32 protein-coding genes are annotated in these 20010 nt (G+C 60.2%); all 32 read right to left on the minus strand.

The genetic code is table 11. The annotated features are described in order from the left end of the window. Positions 1-20: 20 nt before the first annotated feature. Positions 21-644 (minus strand): 30S ribosomal protein S4, encoded by a 624-nt coding sequence (gene rpsD / locus ACQ3C8_RS13605; RefSeq protein ID WP_009523886.1) that lies wholly within the window; start codon positions 642-644, stop codon positions 21-23. Positions 645-831: 187 nt separating this feature from the next. Continuing rightward, on the minus strand, positions 832-1233 hold the full coding sequence (gene rpsK / locus ACQ3C8_RS13610) for a 30S ribosomal protein S11 (protein ID WP_009523887.1): 402 nt from the start codon (positions 1231-1233) through the stop codon (positions 832-834). Between the two features lie 39 nt (positions 1234-1272). Then, positions 1273-1638: a 30S ribosomal protein S13 gene (gene rpsM, locus ACQ3C8_RS13615; RefSeq protein WP_009523888.1), complete on the minus strand. Its 366-nt coding sequence runs from the start codon at positions 1636-1638 to the stop codon at positions 1273-1275. A gap of 38 nt (positions 1639-1676) precedes the next feature. After that, on the minus strand, positions 1677-1793 hold the full coding sequence (gene rpmJ / locus ACQ3C8_RS13620; protein ID WP_008642959.1) for a 50S ribosomal protein L36: 117 nt from the start codon (positions 1791-1793) through the stop codon (positions 1677-1679). A 39-nt stretch (positions 1794-1832) separates the two neighbouring features. Then, positions 1833-2051 carry a translation initiation factor IF-1 gene (gene infA / locus ACQ3C8_RS13625; protein ID WP_009523889.1) on the minus strand — a complete coding sequence of 73 codons (219 nt, stop codon included), beginning with the start codon at positions 2049-2051 and terminating at the stop codon, positions 1833-1835. A gap of 34 nt (positions 2052-2085) precedes the next feature. Further along, positions 2086-3432, minus strand: a complete 1347-nt coding sequence (gene secY, locus ACQ3C8_RS13630) for a preprotein translocase subunit SecY (protein ID WP_009523890.1) — start codon at positions 3430-3432, stop codon at positions 2086-2088. 32 nt (positions 3433-3464) lie between these two features. Then, positions 3465-3899 (minus strand): 50S ribosomal protein L15, encoded by a 435-nt coding sequence (rplO, locus tag ACQ3C8_RS13635; RefSeq protein ID WP_009523891.1) that lies wholly within the window; start codon positions 3897-3899, stop codon positions 3465-3467. Positions 3900-3916: 17 nt separating this feature from the next. Continuing rightward, the gene (gene rpmD, locus ACQ3C8_RS13640; protein ID WP_009523892.1) at positions 3917-4099 is read right to left on the minus strand and encodes a 50S ribosomal protein L30; all 183 of its coding nucleotides are present in this window, start codon (positions 4097-4099) and stop codon (positions 3917-3919) included. Between the two features lie 23 nt (positions 4100-4122). Further along, positions 4123-4641, minus strand: a complete 519-nt coding sequence (rpsE, locus tag ACQ3C8_RS13645) for a 30S ribosomal protein S5 (RefSeq protein WP_009523893.1) — start codon at positions 4639-4641, stop codon at positions 4123-4125. Positions 4642-4657: 16 nt separating this feature from the next. Continuing rightward, a complete protein-coding gene (rplR, locus tag ACQ3C8_RS13650) occupies positions 4658-5014 on the minus strand; it encodes a 50S ribosomal protein L18 (protein WP_009523894.1) in 357 nt (118 codons plus the stop codon). A 9-nt stretch (positions 5015-5023) separates the two neighbouring features. After that, the gene (gene rplF / locus ACQ3C8_RS13655) at positions 5024-5575 is read right to left on the minus strand and encodes a 50S ribosomal protein L6 (RefSeq protein ID WP_009523895.1); all 552 of its coding nucleotides are present in this window, start codon (positions 5573-5575) and stop codon (positions 5024-5026) included. Between the two features lie 11 nt (positions 5576-5586). Beyond that, entirely contained in the window at positions 5587-5982 is a 396-nt protein-coding gene (gene rpsH / locus ACQ3C8_RS13660; protein ID WP_009523896.1) for a 30S ribosomal protein S8, read from the minus strand. A 27-nt stretch (positions 5983-6009) separates the two neighbouring features. After that, entirely contained in the window at positions 6010-6315 is a 306-nt protein-coding gene (gene rpsN / locus ACQ3C8_RS13665) for a 30S ribosomal protein S14 (protein ID WP_009523897.1), read from the minus strand. Positions 6316-6324: 9 nt separating this feature from the next. Then, positions 6325-6867 carry a 50S ribosomal protein L5 gene (gene rplE, locus ACQ3C8_RS13670; RefSeq protein ID WP_009523898.1) on the minus strand — a complete coding sequence of 181 codons (543 nt, stop codon included), beginning with the start codon at positions 6865-6867 and terminating at the stop codon, positions 6325-6327. Positions 6868-6893: 26 nt separating this feature from the next. Continuing rightward, positions 6894-7202, minus strand: a complete 309-nt coding sequence (rplX, locus tag ACQ3C8_RS13675; protein WP_009523899.1) for a 50S ribosomal protein L24 — start codon at positions 7200-7202, stop codon at positions 6894-6896. Positions 7203-7213: 11 nt separating this feature from the next. Further along, on the minus strand, positions 7214-7582 hold the full coding sequence (gene rplN / locus ACQ3C8_RS13680; RefSeq protein ID WP_009523900.1) for a 50S ribosomal protein L14: 369 nt from the start codon (positions 7580-7582) through the stop codon (positions 7214-7216). 257 nt (positions 7583-7839) lie between these two features. Beyond that, entirely contained in the window at positions 7840-8118 is a 279-nt protein-coding gene (gene rpsQ, locus ACQ3C8_RS13685; RefSeq protein WP_009523901.1) for a 30S ribosomal protein S17, read from the minus strand. Beyond that, positions 8115-8309, minus strand: a complete 195-nt coding sequence (gene rpmC, locus ACQ3C8_RS13690; protein ID WP_009523902.1) for a 50S ribosomal protein L29 — start codon at positions 8307-8309, stop codon at positions 8115-8117. Before rpmC ends, rpsQ begins: the two co-directional genes overlap by 4 nt. 10 nt (positions 8310-8319) lie before the next feature. Then, a complete protein-coding gene (gene rplP / locus ACQ3C8_RS13695) occupies positions 8320-8736 on the minus strand; it encodes a 50S ribosomal protein L16 (RefSeq protein ID WP_009523903.1) in 417 nt (138 codons plus the stop codon). 2 nt (positions 8737-8738) lie between these two features. Continuing rightward, positions 8739-9521, minus strand: a complete 783-nt coding sequence (gene rpsC / locus ACQ3C8_RS13700) for a 30S ribosomal protein S3 (RefSeq protein WP_009523904.1) — start codon at positions 9519-9521, stop codon at positions 8739-8741. A 9-nt stretch (positions 9522-9530) separates the two neighbouring features. After that, complete coding sequence (gene rplV / locus ACQ3C8_RS13705; RefSeq protein ID WP_009523905.1) at positions 9531-9860, minus strand: 50S ribosomal protein L22; 330 nt, start codon at positions 9858-9860, stop codon at positions 9531-9533. Between the two features lie 5 nt (positions 9861-9865). Continuing rightward, positions 9866-10141: a 30S ribosomal protein S19 gene (rpsS, locus tag ACQ3C8_RS13710; RefSeq protein WP_009523906.1), complete on the minus strand. Its 276-nt coding sequence runs from the start codon at positions 10139-10141 to the stop codon at positions 9866-9868. 16 nt (positions 10142-10157) lie between these two features. After that, positions 10158-10988, minus strand: a complete 831-nt coding sequence (gene rplB, locus ACQ3C8_RS13715) for a 50S ribosomal protein L2 (protein WP_009523907.1) — start codon at positions 10986-10988, stop codon at positions 10158-10160. 2 nt (positions 10989-10990) lie between these two features. Beyond that, a complete protein-coding gene (gene rplW / locus ACQ3C8_RS13720) occupies positions 10991-11305 on the minus strand; it encodes a 50S ribosomal protein L23 (protein ID WP_009523908.1) in 315 nt (104 codons plus the stop codon). Beyond that, positions 11302-11922, minus strand: coding sequence for a 50S ribosomal protein L4 (gene rplD, locus ACQ3C8_RS13725; RefSeq protein ID WP_009523909.1), 621 nt, complete (start codon positions 11920-11922; stop codon positions 11302-11304). Before rplD ends, rplW begins: the two co-directional genes overlap by 4 nt. A gap of 11 nt (positions 11923-11933) precedes the next feature. Then, entirely contained in the window at positions 11934-12599 is a 666-nt protein-coding gene (gene rplC / locus ACQ3C8_RS13730; protein WP_009523910.1) for a 50S ribosomal protein L3, read from the minus strand. Positions 12600-12879: 280 nt separating this feature from the next. Then, entirely contained in the window at positions 12880-13191 is a 312-nt protein-coding gene (gene rpsJ, locus ACQ3C8_RS13735) for a 30S ribosomal protein S10 (RefSeq protein WP_037030888.1), read from the minus strand. Positions 13192-13316: 125 nt separating this feature from the next. Beyond that, entirely contained in the window at positions 13317-14507 is a 1191-nt protein-coding gene (gene tuf, locus ACQ3C8_RS13740) for an elongation factor Tu (RefSeq protein WP_009523912.1), read from the minus strand. Positions 14508-14588: 81 nt separating this feature from the next. Further along, a complete protein-coding gene (gene fusA / locus ACQ3C8_RS13745) occupies positions 14589-16694 on the minus strand; it encodes an elongation factor G (RefSeq protein WP_009521465.1) in 2106 nt (701 codons plus the stop codon). Between the two features lie 117 nt (positions 16695-16811). Then, entirely contained in the window at positions 16812-17282 is a 471-nt protein-coding gene (rpsG, locus tag ACQ3C8_RS13750; RefSeq protein WP_009521466.1) for a 30S ribosomal protein S7, read from the minus strand. Between the two features lie 151 nt (positions 17283-17433). Then, the gene (rpsL, locus tag ACQ3C8_RS13755) at positions 17434-17814 is read right to left on the minus strand and encodes a 30S ribosomal protein S12 (protein ID WP_009521467.1); all 381 of its coding nucleotides are present in this window, start codon (positions 17812-17814) and stop codon (positions 17434-17436) included. Positions 17815-18054: 240 nt separating this feature from the next. Then, a complete protein-coding gene (gene recQ / locus ACQ3C8_RS13760) occupies positions 18055-19914 on the minus strand; it encodes a DNA helicase RecQ (protein WP_428851853.1) in 1860 nt (619 codons plus the stop codon). Positions 19915-20010: the final 96 nt, after the last annotated feature.

Raw genomic sequence — 20010 nt, forward strand, 5'->3', positions numbered from 1 at the left:
CCTCTTGCGGCTCGATGGCATCAACGCGAATACAGTTCGACGATCAGGCTTTCGTTGATGTCGCCAGCAATATCGGCACGATCCGGAGCTTGCTTGAACACGCCTTCCATTTTCTTGGAATCAACGGTTACCCAGCTCGGCATGCCGTTCTGCTCGGCCAGCTGCAGCGAATCGACGATACGGGCCTGGCCCTTCGACTTTTCACGCACGGCGACCACATCGCCCGCCTTGATCTGAGCCGACGGGATGTTCAGCACGATGCCATTGACGGTCACGGCCTTGTGCGACACGAGCTGACGCGCTTCAGCACGGGTCGAGCCGAAGCCCATGCGATACACAACGTTGTCGAGACGCGATTCGAGCAGCTGCAGCAGCTTTTCGCCGGTGTTGCCCTTGCGGCGGTCTGCCTCGGCAAAGTAGCGGCGGAACTGACGCTCCAGCACGCCGTAGATACGCTTGACCTTCTGCTTTTCACGCAGCTGGTTGCCATAGTCGGAGGTACGGGCACCCGAGGTGCGGCCATGCTGACCCGGCTTGCTGTCGAGCTTGCACTTGTCGGCGAGCGAGCGACGGGCGCTCTTCAGGAACAGGTCTGTGCCTTCACGGCGGGAGAGTTTGGCCTTCGGGCCGATATAACGTGCCACTTTGTGTCCTTACTGTTCAATCATGGCGGCAACGCGCCATGAGTCCGGCAAGCGCTTTACAGAAAAGCAGTTCGCCAGACGGTGGGCTTATGGAAAACGAAAACCTGCTGAACGAAATTCAGCAGGCTAACGTTTCATTATAGCACTCATGCAACCCGGAGCAAGCCAGGGTTGCGCAAAGCAGTGCTTAGATGCGACGGCGCTTCGGCGGGCGGCAGCCGTTGTGCGGCACCGGCGTCACGTCCTCGATCACACCAATCTTGATGCCGAGGTTGTTCAGTGCACGAACGGTCGATTCACGGCCCGGACCCGGGCCCGTGATACGGACTTCCAGGTTCTTGATGCCTTGTTCGATCGCGGCACGACCAGCCTGCTCGGCAGCGACCTGAGCAGCGAACGGCGTCGACTTCCGCGAGCCCTTGAAGCCTTGGCCGCCAGCCGTCGCCCACGACAGGGCGTTGCCCTGACGGTCGGTGATGGTCACGATCGTGTTGTTGAACGATGCGTGGACGTGAGCGATACCGTCCGCGATGTTCTTCTTAACCTTCTTGCGCGCGCGCTGCGCCGCATTGTTTGGAGCTTTTGCCATTCCAGTTCCTATGCGTCTATGCTGTGCCCGGCCGGACGATTACTTCTTCAGCGATTGAGCGGCCTTGCGCGGACCCTTGCGGGTGCGTGCATTGGTCTTGGTGCGCTGACCGCGCATCGGCAGACCCTTGCGGTGACGGACGCCACGGTAGCAGCCCAGATCCATCAGGCGCTTGATGTCCATCGTCGTCTGACGGCGCAGATCGCCCTCAACGACGTACTTGCCCACTTCATCACGCAGCTTCTCGAGATCCGCGTCCGTCAGGTCCTTGACCTTCTTGTTGAACGGAACACCGGTCTCTGCGCAGATCTTGCGAGCGCGCGAGCGGCCGAGACCGTAAATCGCCGTCAGGCCGATTTCGGTGTGCTGATGGTTCGGGATGTTGACCCCTGCGATACGTGCCATTCGTCAATCCTCTTTGATGCCGTATGTCATGGCCTGAATTAGCCTTGGCGCTGCTTGTGACGCGGATCCGACGAGCAGATCACGCGAACAACGCCGTTACGCTTGATAATTTTGCAATTGCGGCAAATGCGCTTAACAGAAGCCAGCACTTTCATGATTTTCCTCTTCCTCTAATCCACTCCGCGCGCCTTCGCTTACTTGGAGCGGAAAACAATCCGCGCCCGCGAAAGATCGTACGGTGTCAGTTCGACTGTCACCTTGTCGCCAGGCAAGATACGAATATAGTGCATCCGCATCTTGCCGGAGATGTGGCCCAGTACAACATGGCCGTTTTCCAGCTTGACTCGAAACGTCGCATTCGGGAGGTTTTCCAGTACCTCACCCTGCATCTGGATGACGTCGTCTTTTGCCATTCTGTTGTTCCGCAGGTCTCATCTGCTCCGCTTTTCAGCGGGCCGTCAAATTACCCTTGAAGTTCGCCTTCTTCATCAGCGACTCATACTGCTGGGACATCACGTACGACTGCACCTGCGCCATGAAGTCCATCGTTACGACCACAATGATCAGTAGCGACGTACCACCAAAATAGAACGGCACATTCCAGCGCAGCACCAGGAACTCAGGCAGCAGACACACGAGCGTGATGTAGATCGCACCAGCCAGCGTCAAGCGCACCAGAATCTTGTCGATATACCGCGTCGTCTGCTCACCCGGCCGGATACCCGGGATAAATGCACCGCTCTTCTTCAGGTTATCTGCCACTTCCCGGCTGTTGTAGACCAGCGCGGTATAGAAGAAACAGAAGAAGATGATCGCGGCCGCATACAGCATGATGTACACCGGCTGCCCCGGAGCCAGCGTTGCCGCCAGATCCCGAATGAAACGTCCCACGCCCGATGCCTGATCGCCAGAGGCAAACCAGCCCGCGATCGTGGCCGGGAACAGGATGATCGACGATGCGAAGATCGGCGGAATCACCCCGGCCATGTTCAGCTTCAGCGGCAAGTGCGACGACTGCCCACCATATACCTTGTTACCGACCTGGCGCTTGGCGTAGTTCACCAGAATGCGGCGTTGGCCGCGCTCGATGAACACCACCAGATACGTCACGGCGATCACGATTGCGACGATGATGATCGCGCTGATGATGCTCATGGCGCCAGTGCGCACCAGCTCGAACAGGCCACCGATTGCGTTGGGCAGGCCCGCGGCAATACCGGCGAAGATGATCAGCGAGATGCCGTTGCCCAGACCACGCTCGGTGATCTGCTCACCCAGCCACATCAGGAACATCGTGCCGGTCACCAGCGTCACTACCGCCGTCATCCGGAACATCAGGCCCGGATCGAGCACCAGTCCCGGTTGCGACTCGAGCGCGACAGCAATACCGAACGCCTGGAACAGCGCCAGCACCAGGGTGCCGTAACGCGTGTATTGCGTGATCTTGCGTTGCCCTGCCTGCCCTTCCTTCTTCAACGCTTCCAGTTGCGGCACGACGATGGCCAGCAACTGCATGATGATCGACGCCGAAATATACGGCATGATCCCCAGCGCGAAGATCGTGAAGCGCGACAGTGCGCCGCCCGAAAACAGGTTGAACATCCCCAGGATGCCGCCAGACTGCGACTGGAACAGCTGTGCCAGCTGATCCGGATCGATGCCCGGCACGGGAATATGCGCCCCGATGCGATAGACGATAAGCGCCAGCACCAGGAACACGAGCCGGCGGCGGAGATCGCCGTACTTGGCCGTGTTCTTGGCTTGCGCGAGTGCGTTGGGTTTCGCCGTGGCCAAACTTGACTCCGAACTTGCGCCGTTAAGCGGGATTAAGCAGCCAGCGAGCCGCCAGCGGCTTCGATCGCAGCTTTCGCACCAGCCGTCGCGCCCAGACCCTTCAGGGTCACCTTGCGGGTCAGCGCGCCAGACAGGATGACCTTGGCGCTACGCACCAAGTCGCCCACGATACCGGCCTGCTTCAGCGTCAGCAGATCGATTTCGGTGGCTTCCAGCTTTTCCAGTTCGCTCAGGCGCACTTCAGCCGTGAATTCCTTCGACAGCGAGGTGAAGCCACGCTTGGGCAGACGACGATGCAGAGGCATCTGGCCGCCTTCGAAGCCAACTTTGTGGAAACCGCCTGCACGGGACTTCTGACCCTTGTGGCCGCGACCAGCAGTCTTGCCCAGGCCGGAGCCGATACCGCGGCCAACGCGGCGCTTCGCGTGCTTCGAGCCTTCTGCCGGCTTGAGATTGTTCAATTGCATGTTGTTCTCCGCGTTCCTTAGCCGACGACGGCGACCAGGTACGAAACCTTGTTGATCATGCCGCGCACTGCGGGCGTATCTTCAAGTTCGGACACCGAGTTGACCCGGCGCAGACCCAGACCACGCACGGTCGCGCGGTGGTCCTGGCGCGTGCCGATCAAGCCACGAACCAGTTGCACTTTGATGGTTTTCTTGGACATTTCGTTTTCCTCGATGTCCGGCTTTAGCCGAGAATTTCTTCGACCGACTTGCCACGCTTCGCAGCGATCTCAGCCGGAGTGCTCATCTTACGCAGGCCGTCGATGGTGGCACGCACCAGGTTGTACGGATTGGTCGAGCCGTGCGACTTGGTCACCACGTTGGTCACGCCCATCACTTCGAAGATGGCGCGCATCGGGCCACCAGCGATCACGCCGGTACCTTCCTTGGCCGGCATCATCAGCACCTTGGAGGCGCCGTGCACACCGACGACTTCGTGTTGCAGCGTACCGTTGCGGAGCGAAACTTTTTCCATCTTGCGACGAGCTTCGTCCATGGCCTTCTGGACCGCGACCGGAACTTCCTTCGCTTTGCCCTTGCCCATGCCGATACGGCCGTCACCATCACCCACCACGACCAGCGCAGCGAAGCCCAGGATACGACCGCCCTTCACAACCTTGGTCACGCGGTTGACCGCGATCATCTTTTCGCGGAGGCCGTCGTCGCGCTCTTCCTGCTGGACTCTTGCTTGCATTTTTGCCATGACAATATCCTCTGCGTTAGAACTTGAGACCGGCTTCGCGAGCCGCGTCAGCCAACGCCTTAACCCGGCCGTGGTAGCGGAAGCCCGCACGGTCGAATGCTACTGTTTCCACGCCGGCAGCCTTCGCCTTCTCGGCGATGCGCTTGCCCACGAGCGTGGCCGCGGCGACATTGCTGCCGGCGCCGTTCAATTCCTTGCGCAGATCGGCTTCCAGCGTCGAAGCGGAGGCCAGCACTTGCGTGCCGCACGGCGAATACACCTGTGCGTAGATATGCGAGTTGGTGCGGAACACCGTCAGGCGATGCGTCTTGAGCTCCGCAATCTTCAGCCGGGCCTGACGTGCGCGGCGCAAACGAGATTCTTGCTTGTTCATCATTGCACCTTACTTCTTCTTGGTTTCTTTCAGGATGACCTTCTCGTCCGAGTAACGCACACCCTTGCCCTTGTAAGGCTCGGGCGGACGGAAACCGCGGATTTCAGCAGCCACCTGACCAACCGTTTGTTTGTCCGACCCCTTGATCAGCAGTTCGGTCTGCGAAGGCGTTTCGGCCTTGATACCGGCTGGCAGGGAGTAGATCACGTCGTGCGAGAAACCGAGCTGGAGCTTGATGGTGTCCTTGCCGTCGGCATCCTTGCCGCCAGCGGACACGCGGTAGCCCACGCCCACCAGGTTGAGCTTGCGCTCGAAACCGGCGGACACGCCCTTGACCATGTTGGCCACGAGCGCGCGCATCGTGCCCTGGAAGGCACCCGCTTCACGCGATTCGTCGGCGGGCTCGAACGTGATGGCTTCAGCCGACACGTTGACCTTGACCTGCGAATGAATCGGCAGGGTCAGGGTCGACAGGGGACCCTTGACGGTCAGCACACCGTTTTCAAACTTGACTTCGACGCCCTTGGGCAGAGCAATGGGAGCCTTACCTACGCGAGACATGGTTCCCCTCCTTAAGCGACGTAGCAGATGACTTCGCCACCGAGACCGGTCGCGCGCGCCTTGCGGTCGGTCATCAGACCCTTCGGGGTCGAGATGATCGCCACGCCCAGGCCGTTCATCACCTGCGGGATTTCATTGCGGCCCTTGTACACACGCAGGCCCGGCTTCGATACGCGCTCGAGGCGCTCGATGACCGGACGGCCCGAGTAGTACTTCAGGACGATCTTCAGCTCAGCCTTGCCACCAGCTTCGGTGACAGCGTAGTCTTCAACGTAACCTTCGTCTTTTAGAACCTTGGCGATGGCCACCTTCAGTTTCGACGAGGGCATGACCACAGACTCCTTATCCACCGCTTGCGCGTTGCGGATACGGGTCAGCAGATCGGCGATCGGATCGCTCATGCTCATTCTGTTTCTCCTTAAGCCTGTGCGTGATTACCAGCTGGCTTTGGTCAGCCCCGGGATTTCGCCCTTGAAGGCGATCTCGCGGATCTTGGTGCGCGCCAGGCCAAACTTGCGGAAGGTTCCGCGGGGACGACCGGTCAGCGCGCAGCGGTTGCGTTGGCGCGTCGGGTTAGCGTTGCGCGGAAGCTGTTGCAGCTTCAGACGCGCTTCGTAACGCTCTTCTTCCGACTTGCTTTGGTCGTCGATAATGGCTTTGAGGGCCGCACGCTTCTCGCTGTACTTCTCGACGAGCTTGGCGCGCTTCTTTTCGCGTTCAATCGTTGCCAGTTTAGCCACGGAAACCTCTTAATTGCGGAACGGGAACTTGAAGGCAGAGAGGAGCGCCTTGGCTTCCTCGTCGGTCTTCGCGGTCGTCGTGATGCTGATGTTCAGACCACGCAGTGCGTCGATCTTGTCGTACTCGATCTCGGGGAAAATGATCTGCTCTTTCACACCGATGTTGTAGTTGCCGCGGCCGTCGAACGCACGGCCGGACATGCCACGAAAGTCGCGCACGCGCGGCAGGGCCACGGTCACGAGACGATCGAGGAATTCGTACATGCGCTCGCCGCGCAGGGTCACCATGGTACCGATCGGATAGCCCTGGCGAATCTTGAAACCGGCGATGGCCTTGCGGGCCTTCGTCACAACCGGCTTCTGGCCCGAGATCTTGGCCAGGTCGCCCGTGGCGTGCTCGATGACCTTCTTGTCATTCACGGCTTCACCAAGACCCATGTTCAGGGTGATCTTGGTGAGGCGTGGCACTTCCATCACGGACTTGTAGCCGAACTGCTTCATCAGTTCCGCTACGACTTTTTCTTTGTAAAACTCTTGCAGACGCACAGTCATGCTCAACTCCTCTTACGCGCCCAGAATCAAGCAGCCAGCGTGGCGCCGGTCGTCTTCAGGACACGCACCTTCTTGCCGTCCTCGACCTTGATCGCCACACGCGACGGCTTGCCATTGGCATCCACGAGTGCAACATTGGAAATATGCAGGGGCATGACCTTGTCAACCACGCCACCCGTCGTACCGAGCATCGGATTCGGGCGAACATGCTTCTTCGAAACGTTCACGCCTTCGACGAGCACCTTGTCGGCGAGCACGCCGAGCACAGTGCCGCGCTTGCCCTTGTCCTTGCCGGTGCGGACGATGACTTCATCGCCCTTACGAATCTTGTTCATGCGGCCTCCGTTTACAGCACTTCCGGTGCGAGCGACACAATCTTCATGAAGCGCTCGGTACGGAGTTCACGAGTCACCGGCCCGAAGATACGGGTGCCGATCGGCTCAAGTTTCGAGTTCAGCAGCACGACGGCGTTACCGTCGAACTTGACCAGGGAGCCATCAGCGCGGCGCACGCCACTGGCGGTACGCACGATGACTGCCTTGTAAATATCACCCTTCTTGACACGACCACGCGGAGCCGCGTCCTTCACCGTCACGACGATGATGTCGCCAATGCCGGCCGTCCGGCGCTTGGAACCGCCCAGGACCTTGATGCACAGCACTTCGCGCGCACCAGTATTGTCGGCTACGTCGAGCCGGCTTTCTGTCTGAATCATGATGACCTCTTCCCAACTTAACCCAGTGCACGACATGCGCACCGGCCAGTCTTGGTCCCGCCAGCCACCGGCATTGCGCCGACAACCGATTGGGTTGATTAACTTAAAGTCGGTAGCCACCGGACACGCGCCCGGCAACCCGCGCCACCCATGCCCGCCCTACTGAACGGCAGACGCTGAGAAGCGGAAAGACCAGGATTATAGCATCTAATCCTGGTCCTGCAAGTACCGCGCCACATCACTGTGGCAACGCAACATCAGATGACGCGTGCGGCTTCCAGCAGACGCGACACGACCCACGACTTGGAACGCGAGATCGGACGGCTTTCCTGGATCTCAACCTTATCGCCTTCCTTGTACTGGTTGGCTTCGTCGTGTGCCTTGTACTTCTTGCTGCTCAGCACGTACTTGCCGTACAGCGGGTGCTTGACGCGCTTTTCGATCAGGACGGTAACCGTCTTGTCCATCTTGTCGCTGACGACGCGGCCGACCAGCGTGCGCTTCAACGACGCTTGCTTTTCAGTCGTATCAGTCATTTGGAGCTCGCTTTTTCAGTCAGCACAGTCATGACGCGCGCCACGTCGCGGCGCACTTTCTTGAGCTGGCTATGGTTGGTCAACTGCTGCGTGGCCTTCTGCATACGCAGGCCAAACTGCGCCTTCAGGAGCGACGAACGCTCTTCCTGCAGCGCCTTTTCGTCTTTTTCACGAAGTTCGGATGCTTTCATCATGATCTCCTTACGTTCCGACCTGACGCACCACGAAATTGGTGGCGATCGGCAGCTTGGCAGCGGCCAGGCGGAATGCCTCGCGCGCCAGCTCTTCGCTCACGCCATCCATTTCGTACAGCATCTTGCCCGGCTGAATCTCAGCCACGTAGTACTCAGGGTTACCCTTACCGTTACCCATACGCACTTCTGCCGGCTTGGTCGAAATCGGCTTGTCCGGGAAGATACGGATCCAGATACGGCCGCCACGCTTGATGTGACGGGTCATGGCACGACGTGCCGATTCGATCTGGCGTGCGGTCAGGCGGCCACGAGCGACTGCCTTCAGACCGAACAGGCCAAACGAAACCGCATTGCCGCGCGTCGCCACGCCGGTGTTACGGCCTTTTTGTTCCTTGCGATACTTTCTGCGCTTAGGTTGCAGCATGTTTATTCTCCAGTATTCGCTTCAGCGGCAGGCGCCCGGCGAACACGCTTGGCACCGGCAGGCTGGCGATCACCGTCACGGCGAGGCGCACCCGGACGACCCGGGCGACGGCCACGGCGGTCTTCGGTCGGCTCTTCTACCACAGGCGCTTCGTTGCGGCCCAGGGCATCACCCTTGTAGACCCACACCTTCACGCCGATGATGCCGTACGTGGTTTCAGCTTCCGACGTACCGTAGTCGATATCCGCACGCAGGGTATGCAGAGGCACGCGGCCTTCGCGATACCATTCGGTACGGGCGATTTCGATACCATTCAGACGGCCGGCGCTCATGATCTTGATACCTTGCGCACCGAGGCGCATGGCGTTCTGCATGGCGCGCTTCATGGCGCGGCGGAACATGATACGGCGCTCGAGCTGCTGCGTGATCGAATCGGCGATCAGCTGCGCGTCGGTTTCCGGCTTGCGGATTTCCTCGATGTTGACGTGCACGGGCACGCCCATCAGCTTCTGCAGCTCGACCTTCAAGGATTCGATATCCTCGCCCTTCTTGCCGATCACCACGCCCGGACGCGAGCTGTAAATGGTGATGCGTGCGTTCTTGGCGGGGCGCTCGATGACGACGCGGCCAACCGAAGCGTTCTTCAGCTTCTTCTTCAGGAACGCGCGAACCGCGATGTCTTCCTTGAGCATGCCGGCAAAGTTCGTGTTGTTGGCGTACCAACGCGACGACCAGTTACGGCGAACGGCCAGACGGAAGCCAGTCGGATGAATCTTCTGTCCCATCGTGACTCCTTAGTTGCCCAGAATCACAGTGATGTGACTGGTTTGTTTCTCAATCTTGTTGCCACGACCCTTCGCACGCGCGGTGAAACGCTTGAGCGAAGCAGCCTTGTCAACAAAAATCGTCTGGACCTTCAGCTCGTCGATATCGGCACCGACGTTGTGCTCGGCGTTGGCGATCGCGGACTCGAGTACCTTCTTGACGATCACTGCAGCCTTCTTCGGGCTGAACGTCAGCAGGTTGAGTGCGCGGTCGATCGACAGGCCGCGGATCTGGTCCGCGACGAGGCGGGCTTTTTGCGCGGAGATGCGGGCACCGCGATGAATCGCTTTGACTTCCATGGTGCTTACCTCTTTGCCTTCTTGTCAGCCGCGTGGCCCTTGAACGTGCGCGTCAGCGCAAATTCACCGAGCTTGTGACCAACCATGTTTTCAGTGATGTACACGGGCACGTGTTGACGGCCATTGTGTACAGCGATCGTCAGATTGATGAAGTCCGGCAGAATGGTCGAGCGACGCGACCAGGTCTTGATGGGCTTCTTATCCTTGCCAGCCTGCGCCGCTTCCACCTTCTTCAGCAGGTGCGCGTCGCAAAACGGGCCTTTTTTGACAGAACGGGACATGTTCTACTCCTGCCTATTAGCGCTTGTGACGACGTTGAACAATCATGCTCGACGTACGCTTGTTGCGGCGGGTGCGGTAACCCTTGGTCGGGGTACCCCACGGCGACACCGGATCGCGACCAGCTGCGGTCTTGCCTTCACCACCACCGTGCGGGTGATCGATCGGGTTCATGACCACGCCACGGACGGTCGGGCGGATACCGCGCCAGCGGTTCGCACCGGCCTTGCCGATCACGCGCAGGCTGTGTTCTTCGTTACCGACTTCACCGATGGTGGCGCGGCACTCGATGTGCACGCGACGCACTTCGCCGGAGCGCAGACGGACCTGGGCGTAGATGCCTTCACGCGCCAGCAGCACGGCGGAGCCGCCTGCAGCGCGCGCCATCTGCGCACCCTTGCCCGGCAGCATTTCCACGCAGTGGATCGTCGTACCGACCGGAATGTTGCGGATCGGCAGGTTGTTGCCCGACTTGATCGGTGCTTCTGCGCCATTGACGATCTGCTGGCCGACCACCGCACCCTTCGGTGCAATGATGTAACGGCGCTCGCCGTCGGCGAACAGGATCAGAGCGATGTTCGCGCTGCGGTTCGGATCGTATTCCAGGCGTTCGATCTTGGCCGGCACGCCGTCCTTGTCGTTACGCTTGAAGTCGACGACACGGTAGTGGTGCTTGTGACCACCGCCCTTGTGACGTGTCGTGATGTGACCGTTGTTGTTACGGCCCGACTTCTGGATTTGCTTTTCCAGCAGCGGTGCGTGCGGGGCGCCCTTGTGCAGGTCGCGATTCACGACCTTGAGCATCGAGCGGCGGCCCGGCGACGTCGGTTTGGTTTTGACGAGTGCCATGATTACGCGGCCTCCGCTTCAAAATTGATTTCCTGACCCGGCTTGAGCGAGACGTATGCCTTCTTGGCATGATTGCGGCGGCCCATGAAACGGCCGAAGCGCTTTTGCTTGCCCTTGCGGTTCAGAATTTGCACGGACTCGACTTCAACCTTGAACAGCAGCTCGACAGCGGCCTTCACTTCTAGCTTGTTGGCGTCGCGCGCGACTTCGAATACGACCTGCTCGTACTTGTCTGCCACGAAGGTCGATTTTTCCGACACAACCGGAGCCAGCAGCACTTGCATCAGGCGATGATCGTTCTTGGATTTTTGCGTCATTTCAGCAACTCCTCGATCTGCGCAACTGCACCCTTGGTCACCAGCACTTTCTTGTAGTGCACCAGCGACAGCGGATCGACATGGCGCGGCTCAAGCACGGCGACGTGCGACAGGTTGCGCGAAGCGAGATACAGATTTTCGTCCACGCTGTCAGTGATGATCAGCACCGAGTCCAGACCCATCGACTTGAACTTGTCAGCCAGCAGCTTGGTCTTGGGCGCGTCAACCGTGAAGGTCTCGACGACATTGATGCGATCTTCGCGGGCGAGCTGCGAATAGATCGAGCGCATGCCGGCGCGGAACATCTTCTTGTTGACCTTCTGGGTGAAATTCTCTTCAGGAGAATTCGGGAAAGTGCGACCACCCCCACGCCACAGCGGGGAGGACGACATACCAGCACGGGCACGGCCCGTACCTTTCTGGCGCCACGGCTTCTTCGTGGTGTGCTTGACCTGCTCGCGGTCCTTCTGGGCGCGATTGCCGCTGCGGGCATTCGCCTGATAGGCCACGACGATCTGATGCACCAGCGCTTCGTTATAGTCACGACCGAACACTTCGGGCGAGGCGGAAACGCCGGCGCCGAGCTGACCGTTTTCGTTCAGGAGCTTGAGTTCCATATGCACGCTCCTTATGCTGCGGCGGCGACTGCGCCGCGCTTGGCCTTGACGGCCGGAGTGACAATGACCTTGCCGCCCTTCGAACCCGGCACGGCGCCCTTCACGAGCAGCAGCTTGCGCTCTGCGTCGATGCGCGTGACGACGAGATTCTGGACGGTACGCGTGACGTCACCGAGGTGACCGGTCATGCGCTTGCCAGGGAACACGCGACCCGGATCCTGCGCCATACCAATCGAACCCGGAACGTTGTGCGAACGCGAGTTACCGTGCGTGGCACGGCCGGAAGCGAAGTGGTAGCGCTTGATGGTACCGGCATAGCCTTTACCGATCGTCGTGCCCTGCACGTCGATCATCTGGCCAACCTCGAACAGGTCGACACTGATCGCGGCGCCCAGCGACAGCTCGGCGGCCTTGGCAGCATCGACGCGGAATTCGACAATGATTTCGCCCGGCTCAACACCGGCTTTCGCCAGGTGACCTGCCAGAGGCTTGGTGATACGGCTCGCACGACGGGAGCCGAAAGTGACTTGAACCGCGGTATAACCGTCGGTTTCGTCCGTCTTGATTTGCGTCACGCGGTTATCGCCGACCTCGATCACGGTGACGGGAATCGAATCGCCGTCGTCCGTGAAAACACGGGTCATGCCAACCTTGCGACCTACAAGGCCAAGGGTCATGGTTTGCTCCGTTCCCGGCTACGATTGGCCGGGGCTGATTAAACTGCGCCACAGAAATGAGGCTCGCCACAAGCGACGGCGAAAGACCAAAGGTCACCCCACTAACCCGATTACACGGGTAGCCTTACACTATATCGCCTGGGATTGGAATACGCAAGTGGATTGTGGGATTCGCGAGCCAGATTTGCGCTTCCATCGAGATTGTTGGTTTTTGCCCAACAAAAAAGCGGCCCGGAGGCCGCTTTCTTACCTGAGGAGGCCGGATGGCCCCACCGGGATATTACTGCAGCTTGATTTCCACATCGACGCCTGCCGGCAGGTCGAGCTTCATCAGGGCGTCAACCGTCTTGTCGGTCGGATCGACGATATCCATCAGGCGCTGGTGCGTGCGGATTTCGAACTGATCGCGCGAGGTCTTGTTGACGTGCGGCGAACGCAGGATGTCAAAACGCTGAATGCGCGTCGGCAGGGGAACCGGACCCTTGACGATGGCGCCGGTGCGCTTGGCCGTATCGACGATTTCGGCAGCGGACTGATCGATCAGGCGATAGTCGAATGCCTTCAGGCGGATACGGATCTTCTGGTTACCCATTTTCTGTGCCGGTGCGGCCGGTTTCTTGTCTTGCACGGTCATTCCTTAAAGAGCGAGGCGGACGAGCCGCCATTCGATAAAAAGAGCAATCCATCGGCCCCTCATCACTGAAGGGCCGATGACGATCAGGCGATGATCTTGGCGACGACGCCGGCGCCGACGGTACGGCCGCCTTCGCGGATGGCGAAGCGCAGGCCTTCTTCCATGGCGATCGGAGCGATCAGCTTGACGGTGATCGTCACGTTGTCACCCGGCATCACCATTTCCTTGTCGGCCGGCAGTTCGATCGAGCCGGTCACGTCCGTCGTACGGAAGTAGAACTGCGGGCGATAGTTGTTGAAGAACGGCGTGTGACGGCCACCTTCGTCCTTGCCCAGAATGTACACCTCGGCCGTGAAGTGCGTATGCGGCTTGATCGAGCCCGGCTTGCACAGCACTTGACCACGCTCCACTTCTTCACGCTTCGTGCCGCGCAGCAGGATACCGACGTTGTCGCCTGCCTGACCCTGGTCCAGCAGCTTGCGGAACATTTCCACGCCGGTGCAGGTCGTCTTGACGGTGTCGCGGATACCCACGATTTCGATTTCTTCGCCGACCTTGATGATGCCGCGCTCGACACGGCCGGTCACCACGGTGCCGCGACCCGAGATCGAGAACACGTCTTCCACCGGCATCAGGAAGGTACCGTCGATGGCACGTTCCGGCGTCGGGATGTACGTGTCCAGCGCTTCGGCCAGCGCCAGGATGGCCTGTTCGCCCAGTTCGCCCTTGTCGCCTTCCAGCGCCAGCTTGGCCGAACCCTTGATGATCGGGGTGTCGTCACCCGGGAAGTCGTACTTCGAGAGCAGTTCGCGCACTTCCATTTCGACCAGCTCGAGCAGCTCGGCGTCGTCGACCATGTCGCACTTGTTCAGGAACACGATGATGTACGGCACGCCAACCTGACGGGCCAGCAGGATGTGCTCACGCGTTTGCGGCATCGGGCCGTCAGCGGCCGAGCACACCAGGATCGCGCCGTCCATCTGGGCGGCACCGGTAATCATGTTCTTCACGTAGTCAGCGTGGCCCGGGCAGTCAACGTGGGCGTAGTGACGGTTCTGCGTTTCGTATTCGACGTGTGCAGTGTTGATGGTAATACCGCGGGCCTTTTCTTCCGGCGCTGCGTCGATTTCGTCGTACTTCTTGGCTTCGCCGCCAAATTTCGCCGACAGCACCGTCGCGATCGCTGCCGTCAGCGTCGTCTTGCCATGGTCAACGTGACCAATCGTGCCTACGTTCACGTGCGGCTTTGTCCGCTCAAACTTTTCCTTTGCCATGTCAGCTCCTCAATTCGAACTTGCTAAATCACTTGGATATCGGGACGGGCGACCGCACGCGCGATCGCCCGAACTTATTGATTACTTACCACCCTTGGCGGCCATCACGGCTTCGGCGATATTCTTCGGCGCCTCGGCGTAGTGCTTGAATTCCATGGTGTACGTGGCACGACCTTGCGTAGCCGAACGCAACGCAGTCGAGTAACCGAACATTTCCGACAGCGGCACTTCGGCCTTGATGATCTTGCCACCGCCGACCATGTCGTCCATGCCCTGCACGATGCCGCGGCGGGACGACAGGTCGCCCATCACGGTACCGGTGTAGTCTTCCGGCGTTTCCACTTCCACGGCCATCATCGGCTCGAGCAGGACCGGGTTGGCACGGCGCATGGCCTCCTTGAATGCCATCGAGCCAGCCATCTTGAACGCGTTTTCGTTCGAGTCCACGTCGTGGTACGAACCGAAGGTCAGACGCACCTTCACGTCCACCACCGGATAACCTGCCAGCACGCCGGTGTTGAGCGTGTCCTCGATACCCTTCTGGACTGCCGGGATGAATTCGCGCGGAATCACACCACCCTTGATCTCGTCGAGGAACTCGAAGCCCTTGCCCGGCTCCTGCGGTTCCAGCGTGATCACGGCATGACCGTACTGACCGCGACCACCCGACTGCTTGACGAACTTGCCATCGACATCGGCGGCGATCTTGCGGATCGTTTCGCGATAGGCCACCTGCGGCTTGCCGACGGTCGCTTCCACGCCGAATTCGCGCTTCATGCGGTCGACCAGGATTTCCAGGTGCAGCTCACCCATGCCGGAGATAATGGTCTGGCCCGACTCTTCGTCGGTCTTCACGCGGAACGACGGATCTTCCTGCGCCAGGCGGTTCAGGGCGATACCCATCTTTTCCTGGTCGGCCTTCGTCTTCGGCTCGACAGCCTGCGAGATCACCGGCTCCGGGAATTCCATGCGCTCGAGGATGATCGGGCTGTCCGGATCGCACAACGTGTCACCGGTGGTCGCTTCCTTCAGGCCCACGGCGGCGGCGATGTCGCCGGCCAGCACTTCCTTGATTTCTTCACGCTGGTTGGCGTGCATCTGCACGATACGGCCCAGACGCTCTTTCTTGCCCTTCACGGCATTGAGCACGGTATCGCCCGAGTTGATCTTGCCCGAGTAGACGCGGAAGAAGATCAGCTGGCCGACGAACGGGTCGGTCATGATCTTGAACGCGAGCGCCGAGAACTTCTCGGCATCGTCTGCCTTGCGCTCGACTTCCTTGCCATCTTCGTCCTCGCCCTTGACCGGCGGAATATCGACCGGCGACGGCAGGAACTCGATCACGGCATCCAGCATGCGCTGCACGCCCTTGTTCTTGAACGCGGTACCGCACAGCATCGGCTGGATTTCGCAGGCGATGGTACGCGCGCGCAGACCCTTGACGATTTCCTCTTCGGAAAGCGCACCTTCCTCGAGGTATTTGTTCATCAGGTCTTCGCTCGACTCAGCAGCGGCCTCGACCATTTTCTCGCGCCATTCCGCAGCGACGTCGGTCAGTTCTGCCGGAATGTCCTTGTAGTCGAACTTGGTGCCCTGGCTGGCCTCATCCCAGATGATCGCTTTCATCTTGATCAGGTCGACCACACCCTGGAAACCATCTTCAGCGCCGATGGGCACGACGATGGGCACCGGGTTGGCTTTGAGGCGCAGGCGCAGCTGATCATAGACCTTGAAGAAGTTGGCGCCGGTACGGTCCATCTTGTTCACGAAGGCCAGACGCGGAACGCCGTACTTGTTGGCCTGACGCCACACGGTTTCCGACTGCGGCTGCACGCCACCCACGGCGCAGTAGACCATGCATGCGCCATCCAGCACGCGCATGGAACGCTCCACCTCGATGGTGAAGTCCACGTGGCCCGGGGTGTCGATCACGTTGATGCGGTGCTCGGGGAAGTTGCCGGCCATGCCTTTCCAGAAGGCCGTGGTGGCAGCGGAGGTGATGGTAATACCACGCTCCTGCTCCTGCTCCATCCAGTCCATGGTGGCGGCGCCGTCATGCACCTCACCCAGCTTGTGGTTCACACCGGTGTAGAACAGAATACGTTCACTCGTCGTGGTTTTACCCGCGTCGATGTGCGCGGAAATACCAATGTTACGGTAGCGCTCAATGGGAGTCTTACGAGCCACTTTAATCCTCTTTCGTCTTCGAGGCGCCGGAGTCTGTCGACGGCGCCTCTAACATAAATGGGCGAGGTGTGTGGTACACAGCCCGCCCAGTCACCAACAGCGATGTTTCGCGTCCGCTTAGAAACGGAAGTGCGAGAACGCCTTGTTGGCTTCGGCCATGCGGTGCACTTCGTCACGCTTTTTCATTGCACCGCCACGGCCTTCCGCGGCTTCCAGCAGTTCACCGGCCAGACGCAGGTCCATGGACTTTTCGCTGCGCTTCTTCGCAGCTTCACGCAACCAGCGCATCGACAATGCCGAACGACGCGACGGGCGCACTTCCACAGGCACCTGATAGTTGGCACCGCCCACGCGGCGGCTCTTCACTTCCACAACCGGCTTGACGTTGTTCAGCGCAGCCAGGAACACCTCGATCGGCGACTTGCCGGCTTTCTTTTCGATCTGTTCGAAAGCACCGTAGACAATCCGCTCGGCAACCGACTTCTTGCCGTCAAGCATGATCATGTTCATGAACTTGGCGACTTCAACGTTACCGAACTTCGGATCCGGCAATACTTCCCGCTTGGGGACTTCACGACGACGTGGCATGTTTCTTCCTTTTCAATTCAGTTGAGAGCCCGGCTCTCCAGCCATCGACTGGCACACTTTGCCGCGGATGGCCACTTACTGGACGGCAACGGAAACGTTCCGTTGTACCGCCTGCTGATGACAACGCTGTGTCCGCGAATGGACGCAGTGATTACTTGGCGGCCTTCGGACGCTTCGCGCCGTACTTCGAACGCGCTTGCTTACGGTCTTTCACGCCTTGCAGGTCGAGCGAGCCGCGCACCATGTGGTAGCGCACACCCGGCAAGTCCTTCACACGGCCGCCGCGCAGCAGGATCACCGAGTGCTCCTGCAGGTTGTGGCCTTCGCCGCCGATGTACGAGATGACCTCGAAACCATTGGTCAGACGCACCTTGGCGACCTTACGCAGTGCCGAGTTCGGCTTCTTCGGCGTGGTGGTGTACACACGGGTGCACACGCCACGGCGTTGCGGACAGTTCTCCAGCGCAGGGCTCTTGCTCTTGATGACGGCAGAGCGGCGACGCTTGCGAACCAGTTGGTTGATAGTTGGCATTGTTTCAATCCAGCGTGGTAATGACAAAACACCGCACCGTGAAAACGGCGCGGCAAGCAAATACAATCGGGTATCTGGCACTAGGAAGTGAGCGAACGCTCTCGTGAAACGTGCCGGAACATCAGGCGAATATCAAAGAGCGCAAGCTCGACCGGGGAAATTGCGATGTGCGTGGACGCACGTTCCCCAAAGCCAAAAACTCGAGCCTGACACTATATCCGGAGATTTTCCATTGGTCAACTAGGCCAGCGCGAGCGTTTGCAACAAGGCGGCCCCATAGCGCTCAAGCTTGGCGGCGCCGATACCCGGAATACCCTGCAGATCCGTCAGCGAGGCCGGGGCGCGGCGCGCCAGCTCGGCCAGGGTGGCGTCATGGAAGATCACGTACGCGGGCACGCCGTGCTCGCGGGCAGCGTCGCCCCGCCAGCCGCGCAGGGCATTCCAGCGCGCCAGCGTAGCGGAATCCATCTCGGCCGCATGGTCCACGCGCGCACTGGCAGTCGTCTTGCTTCGGCCGCGCCGCGCCGTTGGCGGCGGCTGCCGCAGGGTAACGCTAACTTCACCTTTGAGAACGGCCCTGGCTGCCGGCGCGAGCAGCAGCGCGCCATGCCCGCCATGGTCAACCTCCAGCAGACCATGCGCGACCAGTTGGCGGAAAATACCCATCCACTGGCTGGCGGAGAACTGCCCGCCGACACCGAAGGTCGAGAGCTTGTCATGCTGCCATTGCCGCACACGTTCGGTGAGCTGGCCGCGCAGGATGTCGGTCAGGTGCGTTGCACCAAAATGCACGCCACTCGCCTGTGCGGCACGGTATACGCAGGACAGCGCCATCTGCGCCTCGCGCGTGCCATCGCATGTCGCGGGCGGCTCGAGGCAGGTATCGCAGTTGCCGCAGGGATGGCTGGCCTCGCCGAAATAACTAAGCAGGCGCTCGCGCCGGCATCCCGCGGTCTCGCACAAGCCGAGCAATGCATCGAGCTTGGCCGAGGAGACGCGCTTGTGCACGGCATCGGCATCCGAGTCGTCGATCATGCGTTTTTGCTGCACCACATCGCCAAGGCCATAGGCCATCCAGGCGTTGGCCGGCAGACCGTCGCGGCCGGCCCGGCCAGTCTCCTGGTAATACCCTTCGACGCTCTTGGGCAGATCGAGGTGTGCCACGAAGCGGACATCTGGCTTATCGATCCCCATCCCAAAGGCGATGGTGGCGACGATGACGATGCCCTCTTCCCGCAGGAACCGCTGCTGGTTCATCTGTCGCACACCGGCATCTAGGCCGGCGTGGTAAGGCAAGGCGTTGATACCCTGGCTCGCCAGCCACTCGGCAGTTTCTTCCACCTTCCGGCGCGACAGGCAATAGACCACCCCGGCGTCGTGCTCGATGCCACCCTTGCCATCCGGACGTCCATGTTCAGCACGGATGAACGCGAGCAATTGGGTACGCGCGTTGTCTTTTTCGACAATACGGTAGCGGATGTTCGGGCGATCGAAACTGGAGACGAATACCTGCGCGTCGTCCAGCGCCAGCCGATGGATGATCTCGTCGCGCGTAACAGCATCCGCCGTCGCTGTCAGCGCGATGCGCGGCACGTCGGGAAACTGCTCGTGCAGAACCGACAGCTGGATGTATTCGGGCCGAAAATCATGTCCCCACTGCGACACGCAATGGGCTTCGTCGATGGCGAAGAGCCCGATGCGGGCACGTTCCAGCAAGCCAAGAAACCGGGGGGTCAGCAGGCGCTCGGGGGCGACATAGAGCAGATCCAGCTCGCCGCGCAGCAATGCGCGTTCGATTTCTGCCGCCTCTGCGCTCGACAAGGTGGAGTTCAGATAAGCGGCATTGACACCCAGTTCCGACAACGCCGCGACCTGGTCTTGCATCAGCGCGATCAACGGCGATACGACGATGCCGACACCGTGCCCCGCACGCTTGCGCAACAGCGCCGGTAGCTGGTAGCACAGCGACTTGCCGCCACCAGTCGGCATCAGCACCAGGCAATCCCCGCCGCCCGCGACATGCTCAATGATGTCGCGCTGCCGATCGCGAAATGCGAAATAGCCGAAGACTTCCTTTAGCAGGGCCAGAGCATCTGACATGACGCGCAGTATCCGTCCATCGATTCAAACAATTCCATAAAAAAACCCGGCCGTCAGATAACGGCCGGGTTCATCAGATTACCCGGCGATCCGGCC

The organism is Imbroritus primus (assembly GCF_964332355.1).
Taxonomy (GTDB): domain Bacteria; phylum Pseudomonadota; class Gammaproteobacteria; order Burkholderiales; family Burkholderiaceae; genus Imbroritus; species Imbroritus primus.

Excerpts from the sequence above, each read along its gene's own strand:
- rpsG (WP_009521466.1), bottom strand. The coding sequence starts at position 17,282 with ATGCCACGTCGTCGTGAAGTCCCCAAGCGGGAAGTATTGCCGGATCCG.
- rplP (WP_009523903.1), bottom strand. The coding sequence starts at position 8,736 with ATGCTGCAACCTAAGCGCAGAAAGTATCGCAAGGAACAAAAAGGCCGT.
- rplC (WP_009523910.1), bottom strand. The coding sequence starts at position 12,599 with ATGACCCTTGGCCTTGTAGGTCGCAAGGTTGGCATGACCCGTGTTTTC.
- tuf (WP_009523912.1), bottom strand. The coding sequence starts at position 14,507 with ATGGCAAAGGAAAAGTTTGAGCGGACAAAGCCGCACGTGAACGTAGGC.
- rplB (WP_009523907.1), bottom strand. The coding sequence starts at position 10,988 with ATGGCACTCGTCAAAACCAAACCGACGTCGCCGGGCCGCCGCTCGATG.
- rplV (WP_009523905.1), bottom strand. The coding sequence starts at position 9,860 with ATGGAAGTCAAAGCGATTCATCGCGGTGCCCGCATCTCCGCGCAAAAA.
- rpsM (WP_009523888.1), bottom strand. The coding sequence starts at position 1,638 with ATGGCACGTATCGCAGGGGTCAACATCCCGAACCATCAGCACACCGAA.
- recQ (WP_428851853.1), bottom strand. The coding sequence starts at position 19,914 with ATGTCAGATGCTCTGGCCCTGCTAAAGGAAGTCTTCGGCTATTTCGCA.
- rplO (WP_009523891.1), bottom strand. The coding sequence starts at position 3,899 with ATGCAATTGAACAATCTCAAGCCGGCAGAAGGCTCGAAGCACGCGAAG.
- rpsL (WP_009521467.1), bottom strand. The coding sequence starts at position 17,814 with ATGCCAACTATCAACCAACTGGTTCGCAAGCGTCGCCGCTCTGCCGTC.
- rpsQ (WP_009523901.1), bottom strand. The coding sequence starts at position 8,118 with ATGACTGATACGACTGAAAAGCAAGCGTCGTTGAAGCGCACGCTGGTC.
- rpmC (WP_009523902.1), bottom strand. The coding sequence starts at position 8,309 with ATGAAAGCATCCGAACTTCGTGAAAAAGACGAAAAGGCGCTGCAGGAA.
- rpsC (WP_009523904.1), bottom strand. The coding sequence starts at position 9,521 with ATGGGACAGAAGATTCATCCGACTGGCTTCCGTCTGGCCGTTCGCCGT.
- rpsJ (WP_037030888.1), bottom strand. The coding sequence starts at position 13,191 with ATGGGTAACCAGAAGATCCGTATCCGCCTGAAGGCATTCGACTATCGC.
- rplX (WP_009523899.1), bottom strand. The coding sequence starts at position 7,202 with ATGAACAAGATTCGTAAGGGCGATGAAGTCATCGTCCGCACCGGCAAG.
- rplN (WP_009523900.1), bottom strand. The coding sequence starts at position 7,582 with ATGATTCAGACAGAAAGCCGGCTCGACGTAGCCGACAATACTGGTGCG.
- rpsK (WP_009523887.1), bottom strand. The coding sequence starts at position 1,233 with ATGGCAAAAGCTCCAAACAATGCGGCGCAGCGCGCGCGCAAGAAGGTT.
- rplE (WP_009523898.1), bottom strand. The coding sequence starts at position 6,867 with ATGACTGTGCGTCTGCAAGAGTTTTACAAAGAAAAAGTCGTAGCGGAA.
- rplD (WP_009523909.1), bottom strand. The coding sequence starts at position 11,922 with ATGGAACTCAAGCTCCTGAACGAAAACGGTCAGCTCGGCGCCGGCGTT.
- rpsH (WP_009523896.1), bottom strand. The coding sequence starts at position 5,982 with ATGAGCATGAGCGATCCGATCGCCGATCTGCTGACCCGTATCCGCAAC.
- rplR (WP_009523894.1), bottom strand. The coding sequence starts at position 5,014 with ATGAACAAGCAAGAATCTCGTTTGCGCCGCGCACGTCAGGCCCGGCTG.
- rpsE (WP_009523893.1), bottom strand. The coding sequence starts at position 4,641 with ATGGCAAAAATGCAAGCAAGAGTCCAGCAGGAAGAGCGCGACGACGGC.
- rplF (WP_009523895.1), bottom strand. The coding sequence starts at position 5,575 with ATGTCTCGCGTAGGTAAGGCTCCCATTGCTCTGCCCAAGGGCGTCGAA.
- rpsS (WP_009523906.1), bottom strand. The coding sequence starts at position 10,141 with ATGTCCCGTTCTGTCAAAAAAGGCCCGTTTTGCGACGCGCACCTGCTG.
- rpmJ (WP_008642959.1), bottom strand. The coding sequence starts at position 1,793 with ATGAAAGTGCTGGCTTCTGTTAAGCGCATTTGCCGCAATTGCAAAATT.
- rpmD (WP_009523892.1), bottom strand. The coding sequence starts at position 4,099 with ATGTCCAAGAAAACCATCAAAGTGCAACTGGTTCGTGGCTTGATCGGC.
- rplW (WP_009523908.1), bottom strand. The coding sequence starts at position 11,305 with ATGACGCAAAAATCCAAGAACGATCATCGCCTGATGCAAGTGCTGCTG.
- infA (WP_009523889.1), bottom strand. The coding sequence starts at position 2,051 with ATGGCAAAAGACGACGTCATCCAGATGCAGGGTGAGGTACTGGAAAAC.